Source organism: Brevundimonas sp. UBA2416, from assembly GCF_002343105.1.
GTDB lineage: Bacteria > Pseudomonadota > Alphaproteobacteria > Caulobacterales > Caulobacteraceae > Brevundimonas.
Map to the genome: position 1 here is coordinate 33,397 of NZ_DDRM01000026.1, position 10,598 is coordinate 43,994.

Sequence of the window (10,598 nt, forward strand, 5' to 3'; positions counted from 1 at the left end):
ACGGTTGCGGGGGGTCATACTCCTCCGTGTCGGGCCACGGACGACTTGAACGCCTATGGCGTGGGGCGTCGTTGACGCCCACCGAAGGCATTCCTTCCGCTCAGGCGGGAAGGAAGCCTCACAACAGTGCCGCCTACGGCGGCGCAGTCCGCCCCTTCTTGCTTTAGGGCGCGCCCGCCCGAAAAAGGAAGCGCCACCCTCGGTGAAGGTGGCGCAAAAATTGGCTTGGTTCAGCCGGCTACCGAGATGCGGCGCGTCTTTTTCGGGCTCTTGACCGGACAGCGCGACGGACCTCGTTGATTAGTCGGAGGTCGGCCGTGATGTGCGGATCAGATCGCCCGCTCAGCTCAAGCACTCGCGCTGAGGCGAAAACGAGTTGTTCGGTCGTACTGGCGAGGCGCATCAGACACCTTCCGACCGCTGCACGTCGAGCAAATCGCCCGTCGGTCGTCTGGTCGAAATGAACCCGGTCGTTTTCGTCGAGGTACAGCTTTCCCATGGCGGGCTCCTGATAATTTCGTGAGGACTCCGCCACTTAGGGTAACATTGATATCTAATATTGTCAATGTTTTCAAGTAGTTATAGCTTGCCTCGTCTTCTCTCTTGGCCGGGCAGCGACCTCCGTGCTTGTATTCTTGAGCGGGAAGGGGCCGCCATGCGAAAGCTTTGCATTCTGTTGTTCGGACTTGCTCTCTTCGGAGCGACTGAGGCTTGGGCGCTGGATGTGAGGTTGGCGTACTTGCCGCTTTCTCCCGAGAGTGATCGCGTTGCATGGTCCGAGAAGGGCAATGCGCGCTCCGGCGTGGTGATTCCCTCGGTATTTGGAGATGGGTTCGCTGACGACGTCACGGTCCGCCGGCACGTTGGCACACCACAGTTTCAGGTGTTGGGGTGCGGTGGTGGAGCCCTCTCAAGAACAGTCGATGTCAGGCTTCAGAGAGCGGACTTCGATCATACTCGTGTGCTGGATCAAGTCCTTCGTCGGGCCGTCATTGAGGTCTGGAGAAGCTGCCCCATTCCATATGACAACGTCTTCAGCAATCGAACCCACGACCTCGACATCGGCGGCCTACGCATTTTTCTTCCGGACGGTTCGCTGGTGTTTGAGGCCACAAGCCTCGAAGGGGACAACAAAGGCCAGCACTCGGCTCCGGGATTGCGAACATACGATCGCAAATACAATTGGCGGAGTTGGACGAACTACCCGGCTCTGGAGCGGGCGCGGGCGGCTGAAGCCGCTGCGGCCATAGAACGGGAAAGGGTAGAGCGGCTACGGTCAGAGAGGGCCTCGAACACGTTTTGGGGTTGGGTCCGCCTTATCGTTTTCGGCGCTCTGGCGCTGTGGCTTTGGTTGAAGCGCGAAACGCTCCTCTACTGGTACTACTCGCTCACCCCGCACCCCGCCGGCGCGATGGTCGACCATGCGATAACAACCGGCCAGGAACTCGACGGCAAAGCTTTCGCGCAGGCTGTACGTTCGATCTCCGGAGCCAATGAAATCGAAAAGACCGTTCGCGCCGATCAGGCTTACGCACTGGCGGCGCGCTGGCGAGAGCGGGAGGCCGCTCTGGACGCAGAAGAAGCTCGTCTCGTCGATGACGCTCGCAGGCAGGCGGCCCAGGACAACGCGTTGCTTCAGGCGCAAAAGGACCTGCTCGATGCAGCTATTGCACATGAACAGGCGCTGGCGCGCGTGGATGCTCTTCGCGAGAAGGAGGAAAGCAAATGACGGCACGGCCGCCGGCGCCCCGACGCGCACTGGAAGGACAAGTCCTGCCACCTCTGCGAGAGGATTTGGCGCTTCCGCCTGCGCCGCTCAACATCCCGCTCTTGGCGCGAATGAAATACCGCTCCGAAGAACGTCAGCTTCAGGCCTATGCACGATTGGTCGAAGCCAAGAACGCTTTGCTTGATGTGCTCCAACGCCAGCGCGAGCTGCTTGAAGCGCGCGAAATCTCGATCGTACGCATCGAGAATCTCGACAAGCTTCGCGAGATCGAGCGGCTCAAGATCGACAATCGGCTCACGCTTCTTCTGAAAGACGCTGAACTGGAAGGCCTGCGGAAGGGCGTCGAGATCGAAGAACTGCATGTCCGGCTAGCAGAGGCGAAGCGACGGCGGGCTGAGATCGAGAGCCCCGCGCCACCCGCTGAAAAGCCGACCATGGGGAAGCGTCTGGCGACCGCGTTGGAGAACCTCCGCGAGGTCGACGACGTGTTCAAGCGTCAACGGGCGGAGCTGATTGAAGCGGCGGGTGGTGAAGACAACCTCACCAACGACGAACGTCAGGAGTTGGAGAGGCTTGAAATTCTGCGACGAACGCAGGTCGAGAAACTCCATGAGGATCTTCTCTGATGGCGTTGGCCATCGGCAGAACGAAGAACCGGAAAGACATTCGGCTGACTGATGAGGTGCGCTCGCGGCACATCCATGTGCTCGGGGCGTCCGGCACGGGGAAGTCAAAACTGATTGAGGCCATGATCCGGGCCGACATCACCGCCGGGCGTGGGCTCTGTCTCATTGATCCGCACGGTACGTTGGCTGACGCGGTGACGCAGTGGTGCGCCGCGACGAAGATGGATGACTTCCGACGTATCCACGTCATCGAGCCGGGCGACCTCAATTGGTGCGCCGGGTTCAACCCCCTTCGGCTCGACAGCCAAACCGAAACGGCCGTCCGGGTGGACGCCATGGTTGCGGCCTGCGCTCAGGTTTGGGGCGGGGAGAACACCAATGCGACTCCGCTGCTCAAGAAGTGTCTGAGGGCCGTGTTCTACACGCTCGCCATTCGCAACCTTACCCTGGCCGAGGCTCCGATCCTGACCTCCAGTGAGTCGGACCTTCGACGTTCCCTGATCGCCGATCTGCCCGACCCTGTCTTTAACGCCGTCTGGCGAGACTTCGACGCCTTGTCGCGCCGGGAATTCTACGAGCAATTTTCCAGCACCAACAACCGGCTGCTGGAAGTCCTGAGCTCGCCTGTCGTGCGCCGCATCGTGGGCCAGCGCGACCGCGCGCTCGACCTGAGGGCCGTGATGGACGCGGGCGAAATCGTCATCGTCAACCTGGCCCCCAAAGGCGTCTTGTCGGCGGACAATGGACGCCTGCTGGGGACGCTGCTGACCAGCGAGCTCTTTCTTCAGGCGGTGCGCCGCGACGAGGCTACGGCGCGCCGGCGGCCGTTCACCCTCTATATCGACGAATGCTACGACTACCTCACCAGCGACATCGAGCGGATGCTCGACCAGACCCGCAAATTCGGCCTTCACCTGGTGCTCTCTCACCAGAGGCTCGGCCAACTGCGGGACCGCTCAGAGGCGATCTACAACGGCGTCATGGCGGGCGGACAGACCAAGATCGTATTCGGCGGACTGACCGACGACGACGCCGCGATCATGGCGCGGGAGGTCATGCGGACCAGCTTCAATCTGGAGCAGCCCAAACATGTTCTCGACAAGCCGGTCGTGGTCGACGAGGTGCCGTTCTGGCTGGAATCGGAGAGCGAAACCGAGACCTGGGGCACGACTCAAACGTCGAGCGACAGCTATCAGTATGGCTCATCCTCTGGCGGCTCGGAGAGCCTGAGCGAGACCTATGATCTTCAAGGCAACGTCACGGGCCGGTCGGCTTCGACGGCATCGAGCGGCGGCTCGTCCGAGGGCTGGGGATCCAGCTCCAGCGAAAGCACCAGCCAGGGCGGGGGGCGTACATCCGGCCGCTCGCAAACCTTGAAGCCCGTGCGCGTCACCATGCCGACAGCCGTCCACTCCCTGGAGGAGGCGACGCATCTGGCCATCATCAAACTGAGGGAGCTGCCGAACCGCGCCGCCATCGTCCGACGCCGGGGGAAGCCTCCGGTGCGCATCCGTACCCCGGAGATCAAACCCGCCCTGGCGTCGGAGGCCGGCGTCAATCGCTTCCTGAATCGCACGCGTACCGGCAGCCCCTATCTGTCGGTCATGGCCGAAGCGGACGCCGAAATTTCGGACCGGACGAAGACCATGGGCGTCGCTCTTCCCGAAACCACTGAGGACGAAAGCGCCTTCTGGACCGAGGCGAGCTAGGGAGGCCGTGGGGACGGTTCGCAAATCCTATCCCCGGTTTCGACGCGAGGGCGGAACGCCGCGGATCGTCCTCACCGAAGACGACTTCGCGATCCTGCTTTGCATCTACCGACACCGCTTTGTGCGGGCGGACGATCTCTATCGGCTCTTTGCGCACCGGAGCCGGGATCGACTCTCCCGGCGTCTCACCTGGCTCTATCGAAACCAGTTCCTCGATCGGCCGATCGCCCAGATCGACCGGTTCCGCGAGGGACCGACACAGGCGCTTGTCTACGGACTCGATAACGCAGGCGCACGCGTCGTTGCCGAACGGTTCGGGGTACCGACCGGCTCGGCCGACTGGCGCTCACGCAATCGAGCCTTCACCCGCGAGAATCTGGACCACACCCTCGCGGTCACGCGGTTCATGGTCGACCTCGAGTTGGCGTGTCGGGAGCGACCGGACCTTGAGCTCGTGGCGTTCGACGCCATTCTCGCCAACGCACCGGAAGCGACGCGGGCCGCGCCCCTGCCCATGCGGTGGGCGGTGCCGGTATCGTGGAGCATGGCACGCGCACAGGTGCAGATCATGCCGGACGCCATCTTCGGCTTGAAAGCTTCGCGACCCGACGGTTCGCTGGTCCAGTCCTTCGTCTTTCTGGAAGTCGACCGGGGCCGGATGACCATATCCCCGAGCGCGCAGAACATTGAGAGCGAGGCCTTTCTCTACCGCGCCACCCTGCTGAGAAAGCTCCTCGCCTATGCGGAGAGCTGGCGGCGCGATCTCCATCAAGCGCGGTTTGGCTTCCGCGCCCCGCGCGTTCTGTTCGTGACCACCACACGGGCGCGAGCGGAAGCGATCCGGGAGTGCGCTCAATCCCATGTATTGGCGCGCGGCGGCGTTCCCGCTGGCGTCTTCCTGTTCGGGTCCATTGAAGATGGAGACGATCCGTTTTTCGGACTGATCCCCTAGAAGAGGCGGTTCATGCCGCCGGACCTCACGAATTCCTGTGTCGCGGACCAACGATAGCTAGGCTGCTGCTGAGGGAATTGGGTCGAGCGAACGGGCGCTGAATGGCGGGCTCGGCGTGCCATCGATCATCACCTTCACATAGAGGTCGCGATTGGCGAGGCTGATCAGGTCGAAGACCCCAAAAGTCGGCTGAAACTCTCGCGCCATCACTTCGGCGTCCTGCGCTCCGATACGGAATGAAATCACGGTGCCGACGTTGCCGAGGACGGCGTGTCGGATGTCCGGCTCAAGCTGATGCAGGTGCTGATGGGCGAGCGTGAGACCCACGCCGTATTTGCGCATCTCCGTGAGCATGTTCACGAACGCGAGCGTGGTGAAGCTCTGGAACTCGTCGATGTAGAGAAAGAAGGGGCGGCGGCTCTCTGCCGGCGCTTCTGCCCGGCTCAAGGCGGCGAGCCCGACGGTCGAGGCGATGAAGCCCCCCAGGAGGGCCGCCCCGTCCTCGCCAAGCCGCCCCTTGGCCAGGTTCACGACAAGCGCTCCGCCCTCGTCCATGATCCTGCGGAAATGAATGTCGCGTTCGGGCGCGACCAGAACGCGATAGAGGCGCGGATCGGTCAGGAGCGCCCCCAGCTTGTTTTGGATGGGCGCGCACGCCTCGGCGCGAAGCCGATCCGGATACTGGGCGAACTCGTGCGACCAGAAGCGACGGACGACCGCGTTGCGAACACCGGCGACAATCTGTTTGCGAAACGTCTCATCGGAATAGAGCCGGAGGATGTCGGGAAGCGTCGACCCGTCCCGTTCCAGAAGCGCGTACAGGCTGTTGCGAAGCACATGCTCCATGCGCACGCCCCATGCGTCCGGCCACAGCTTCTTCAGGGCGTCGAGAAAGCCCGACGCCGCGAGCGGTATCTTGTCATCACGGACCCGGCGAAGCGGATTGTAGCCGAGCGGCTGGTGAGCGTCGGCGGCGTCCAGATAGTTGAGCCGGTCCCCAAGGACGGGACCCGCCGCATCGCGAAGGCGCTCCGCCAAATCTCCGTGCGGATCGATAAGGGCGAAGCCGCGTCCCGCCGCCAGGTCTTGTTGCGCCAACACCTCTAGGAGCGTCGATTTGCCGACGCCCGTCTTGCCGATCACATACACATGCGAGAGCCGGTCGGTCTGCCGTATGCCGAAACGTAGGCCCCGGCAATGGAAGGTCGTCTCGCCAAAGTATGAGATGGCGTATCTCGGACTGCTCGGCATCCCAACAGTCTGCGCCCTGGCCCTGGTTTGGCGCGGGGGCACTTTATGGAACGCGCTTCTGGTCCTGCGGAGGCCAGCGTATGGATTGAGCGAGCATGCGCGCCATATGGCCGTCAATGGCAGATCGAACCTTGTGGTTCAGTAATCGAAACCGACCCGCGGACCCAACGGCGCGAGGCAGTGCATCAAGCTTTCGAAAAAACGAGCTTGCCATACTGGTGAACGCCCAGTTGGACGGTTACAGCCATTAGTAGGCCGGCCACTGCATTGGTGACCAACCCGCGAGGGAGGGTGCCCAATATGATCTTGGCAATGACGGGCGATTTGAAGAATGCTTTCGCCAAATCCGACAGTCGGATAAGGTTGGGCATAATCTCAGCACTACGATCCTGCGTGTAGTCGAGAGACAGGCCTGCTCGTTGTGCGCTATTGACAAAGCTGTCAATCTTCCTGAACTCTGGTACGGCCATCGCCCGCTCTGTATAGACTACCGCCTTCTGAGCCAAAGCGTCACCTGCTACCGTTGCGTCGCGGAAGGCATCAAACACCACGAGCTTACCGCCAGCAGTTAATACTCTCCCGATCGATCGGAGCGCGCTATTCATACTATTGGCGTGGCATAGCGATTCAACGGCAAACACCAGTCCAAATGTCGTATCTTCAAATGACTCGAGGCCGTGAAAATCGTCATTTACTATTGACGCATTATTGAGTGTCGAAACTCTATTTTTCGCAGACTGGATATTGATATCATTAATATCAACTCCGATAAACTCAATATCTGGGAAACGACTAGCCAAGTATGCGATATTGAAGCCGCGCCCGCACCCGATCTCCAAGACTCTCTGCGGCTTCTCAGGTAGATTGTTAATTGACTCTTCTACCTCCTCTGCTTGCCTAAAATAGTCATTTTTAGAAAATTTCCCGTTCTTGGACAGCGCCATATGTATAGCTCCTGACCATGAATGAAACAGCGCATAGCCCCAGAAGCTTTCTCTATAGTAAGTATTAACATCCGAAACCCGAATTTTCGCCGGAGCTGTAAACTCAGGGAATAGAGACTCAATTTTTCGAATGTATGTCGGAAGATTTTCGACTTTTACTTTATTAAACATGGTCTATCCAAGATTCTGCATTATGAATGAGAAAACTCTTTTCCAACCAATAGCGGTGCCTATAAGAGAAGCGATGTAAGTTCCAGCAACTACGTATGTCTGGTGAACAGGATAAACCCAAGCATCACACTTCATCAGCTGAAGCACAGTGCCAGTTGTAATATCTTGTGGACCTGCACCGAAGGTAATCGCTAAGTCTTTTTCTGCACCGTGTTTTACACCGATATCTGCCAAAAATCTTGCCGAAACGATCTCTATATATCGTTCCTCAGAAGCGGAAATCGTCCTAAGGTAGGCAATCTGCGGAATACTAAGATTGACTATGCCGACTACAAATGTACCGAAAACACATAGATATGACAACCAGTCGTCGTTCATTCCAAATAGGTAAAATACTGCGGCTACACCCGCTAGCCACAGCAAACTAATTACTGCGTAGAATGTCGCTGCAGGTCGAAAATGCGTCTTAATCACCGCAGGCGGCAGTATCGGTTTCTCTCCAGAAACTCCCCATAAAAATAGTGGTAGTTTGAGCATAATGCTCGCACTTGTACCGAGCACTAGGGATATAAATACCAAAAACACTATCAAGATGGAGAAGGTGTAGTGCCTCAGGCTTTCTGCGTACCATCCGTGGCTCTCTAAGACGCGGAATCGCGGTATGAGGGTGTCGAGAGCGCTGGAGGCGGGGCCTATGTGATCCCAGAAATATATAGCTGATACGCTGGATAGGAAGCCTGCGAGGAAGATTATCGCTGTCGCTCTCATATGATGCCAGAAGCGTGAATGACGAGTGAGCGCACTAACAACATGGTTCCGTCGCTGGTCTGGATCCATCTCGTATAAAGATACGAGTCTGTCGTACATTCCGTACTGCTGGGACGCACCAAATACGAGGCCTGTGGTAGTCAGGAATATTCCAACACTACCTATATAAAATAACGGAGTTCTTAGATATTCAAGATAGCTTCCGCTAATCAAAGATATCAAAAATCCAACTGACCACGGAGTGATTGAAAAAATCATTATTCTGGCAAAGGAACGGATAGTCAGCCCTGAGCCAATAACCTGTTCTACCCATATTATGTTGGCAAACCTGTAGGCATCTGTCTTCGACATTGCGCAAACTCCAGGGGCGTCTGCGGGACGTCCGGTCGATCACAAGGCCACGCCAGCAGGCGTTGACCAACGTAACCTTAGCCCGCGCCAAGGAGCGACAGGCAGGTGCCCCAGCGTTGACCGTAGGCCAGGGAAACTTGGGAACACAAGGTGTGGCGAGAACCGCAGCTCGGGACCGTCGGCATGAGTCGCGGGCGATCGACCGCTTGTCTGGGGGACTACGTGCCGTTTTGACGCCCCGCTGCTCCCCGAAAATTGGACGAACAGCCCCAACCGAAGTTGGGGCTGAGTGTCAGTACGGAGCTGCGCCTACACGAAGGTAGGTCGCAGCCTCGCTCGCTAGACGAGCTGCACCGAAGATGGCTCGCTTGTCCGCATCCAGGATCGAGAGCCAACCCGAGAGGTAGGCGGCATGATCCGGCCGCGGTTCGTTCGAGATCGAGAAGTCGGCGCAAAGGAACGCCGCCCCGAGCTCCGCCACCAACTCCTCCATCGCGTAGGCATCGTCGCCGAACCGCTTGCCGAACACGCGGTCCAGGCGGTGGGCTGCGCCCGTCCAGTGCGTGAGCTCATGAAGAAGGGTGCTGTAGTAGGACTCCGTTGGCGAGCTGGTGGGCGTGCCAACGAAACGCGCGGTCGCCGGCATTCGAATGTAGTCCTCAGACGCTTGGTAGCAGGCGACCGAGCCACCTTCTCGGATCTCTGCCCCGATCTGAGCGATGGAGCGCTCAACGGCATTGATGCGCTCTACAAGCGATACCTGTAGCGGCATATCGAGCGCCCACCCGTCGACCTGTTCGGCGTTGAACACGGGCGACGCTCTGGCGACGAGACGCCCGTTCACGTCCTCGCCTTCTTCCGGCTCGTTGGTTTCGAGCTTCTTGTAGAAGACGATGGTGGACGCCTGCTCACCGCGCCGGACCTGGGCTCCGAGCGTTGCCCATTGTCGATAGGTCGCCCAGTGCCCGGAGCCGTAGCCCCGGACACAGGCTTCGGCCCAGAGCGCCACGACATTGATACCCCGGTATGTGGCTCCCGTGAGGGCATTGGTTGGCTTTCCGGCTGCCGGACCTCCGCCATGCCAGGGCATGATGAAGTCGCTGGCTCCTTGTTCGATCGCGAGGATGATCGAGTCCGTGATGGTCTCGTAAACGCTGCTTGTACTGTGTGAATGAACGGTGCTGTCCATGGTGTGGCCCTCCTTCGTGCCGGGGAAGGCCGTGGGGACACGGCGCTCTCCGGCGCGAAGGAAGTCGGGACAGCTCTGCGGACATCATCCGCGTCAGTGGCGTTTGGCGACAGGGGGCACTCTATGCGTAGGGCGCATAGGCGTCAGATCAGGCGGCGGCCTGGTACAGATACTTCTGGAAGCTGAAGAACACCCGACCGATCTCGTCGGGCTTGCCGAGGTCGGCGACAGCGTCCGCGATGGAGTTGCGATATTTGAGCCGGAGCAGAGGCGTCAGTTTTTCCTGATCGAGTTCACCCACGCCCTCGCTCACATAGTGGGCGAGCACGAAGTCGAGAAAGGTCTGCTGTTTGGCGTCGAAATGCGCACCGATAACGGGGCGCGCCAGAGCGGAACGCTCTTGGCGGGTCATGGTCGGCGCAGCATACGCGACATGGGCGAGGACATCGAACAGGTCGCTTTTCTCGGCGTCGATGATCCGCTGCATCTCGGCCATCTGCTCCTTGCCGAATCCCTTCTCAGCCAGTCCGGCGAGCAGTTTGGCGCGGGTGTCGGGCGCACTCCAGATCGCTCGGAGCTCGTCTTCGTCCTTGAAGAACTCGGGCAGTCTCCCGAACAGCATTTCCATGAACTGCTGGGCCGACATGGGCGTGCCGTCGGGATGCCAGAACGAAGTCACCATCATATGCTGGATGGTGCGGGCCTTGCCGTCGGCGAGCTTCACCTTGATCTTCTTGGACCGCTCCTTGGGATCCGGGTCGGTGTCCGGCGGCGACGCATCGTCAGGGGGTGTCGGCGCGGGGCGCGGTTCCTTGGCCTCAGGCTCAATCGGCTCGCCGTCCCATTCGGGATCACTGAAATGCTGGTGAGCTTTCACGAAGTCATAGATCGTGAAGTAGTCCTTGCCG

At 59.5% G+C, this 10,598-nt stretch carries 9 protein-coding genes; 4 read left to right on the forward strand and 5 right to left on the reverse strand.

The annotated features are described in order from the left end of the window. Nucleotides 1-730: 730 nt before the first annotated feature. The 4 genes from B3E43_RS09060 to B3E43_RS09075 are packed head-to-tail and all read left to right on the forward strand — an operon-like array spanning nucleotide 731 to nucleotide 5,016. Nucleotides 731-1,729: a hypothetical protein gene (locus tag B3E43_RS09060; RefSeq protein WP_292028654.1), complete on the forward strand. Its 999-nt coding sequence runs from the start codon at nucleotides 731-733 to the stop codon at nucleotides 1,727-1,729. After that, on the forward strand, nucleotides 1,726-2,355 hold the full coding sequence (locus B3E43_RS09065) for a hypothetical protein (protein WP_292028656.1): 630 nt from the start codon (nucleotides 1,726-1,728) through the stop codon (nucleotides 2,353-2,355). The genes B3E43_RS09060 and B3E43_RS09065 overlap by 4 nt, the downstream gene beginning before the upstream one ends. Continuing rightward, nucleotides 2,355-4,064, forward strand: coding sequence for a type IV secretory system conjugative DNA transfer family protein (locus tag B3E43_RS09070; protein WP_292028658.1), 1,710 nt, complete (start codon nucleotides 2,355-2,357; stop codon nucleotides 4,062-4,064). Before B3E43_RS09065 ends, B3E43_RS09070 begins: the two co-directional genes overlap by 1 nt. A 7-nt stretch (nucleotides 4,065-4,071) precedes the next feature. Beyond that, nucleotides 4,072-5,016, forward strand: coding sequence for a replication-relaxation family protein (locus B3E43_RS09075; RefSeq protein ID WP_292028660.1), 945 nt, complete (start codon nucleotides 4,072-4,074; stop codon nucleotides 5,014-5,016). 57 nt (nucleotides 5,017-5,073) lie between these two features. Here B3E43_RS09075 and B3E43_RS09080 read toward each other — a convergent pair whose 3' ends face one another. The 5 genes from B3E43_RS09080 to B3E43_RS09100 all read right to left on the reverse strand — a co-directional run. Next, complete coding sequence (locus B3E43_RS09080) at nucleotides 5,074-6,159, reverse strand: type IV secretory system conjugative DNA transfer family protein (RefSeq protein ID WP_349677573.1); 1,086 nt, start codon at nucleotides 6,157-6,159, stop codon at nucleotides 5,074-5,076. 293 nt (nucleotides 6,160-6,452) lie between these two features. Continuing rightward, nucleotides 6,453-7,382 (reverse strand): class I SAM-dependent methyltransferase, encoded by a 930-nt coding sequence (locus B3E43_RS09085; protein ID WP_292028663.1) that lies wholly within the window; start codon nucleotides 7,380-7,382, stop codon nucleotides 6,453-6,455. Between the two features lie 3 nt (nucleotides 7,383-7,385). Beyond that, nucleotides 7,386-8,501 (reverse strand): hypothetical protein, encoded by a 1,116-nt coding sequence (locus B3E43_RS09090; RefSeq protein ID WP_292028665.1) that lies wholly within the window; start codon nucleotides 8,499-8,501, stop codon nucleotides 7,386-7,388. A gap of 292 nt (nucleotides 8,502-8,793) precedes the next feature. Next, the gene (locus B3E43_RS09095) at nucleotides 8,794-9,690 is read right to left on the reverse strand and encodes an ArdC family protein (protein WP_292028667.1); all 897 of its coding nucleotides are present in this window, start codon (nucleotides 9,688-9,690) and stop codon (nucleotides 8,794-8,796) included. Between the two features lie 148 nt (nucleotides 9,691-9,838). Then, on the reverse strand, nucleotides 9,839-10,598 hold a 760-nt coding region (locus B3E43_RS09100), incomplete at its 5' end, for a type I restriction-modification enzyme R subunit C-terminal domain-containing protein (protein ID WP_292028669.1).

Coding starts and splice junctions, on each gene's coding strand:
- B3E43_RS09065 (WP_292028656.1), top strand. CDS start 1,726: ATGACGGCACGGCCGCCGGCGCCCCGACGCGCACTGGAAGGACAAGTC.
- B3E43_RS09070 (WP_292028658.1), top strand. CDS start 2,355: ATGGCGTTGGCCATCGGCAGAACGAAGAACCGGAAAGACATTCGGCTG.
- B3E43_RS09085 (WP_292028663.1), bottom strand. CDS start 7,382: ATGTTTAATAAAGTAAAAGTCGAAAATCTTCCGACATACATTCGAAAA.
- B3E43_RS09090 (WP_292028665.1), bottom strand. CDS start 8,501: ATGTCGAAGACAGATGCCTACAGGTTTGCCAACATAATATGGGTAGAA.
- B3E43_RS09095 (WP_292028667.1), bottom strand. CDS start 9,690: ATGGACAGCACCGTTCATTCACACAGTACAAGCAGCGTTTACGAGACC.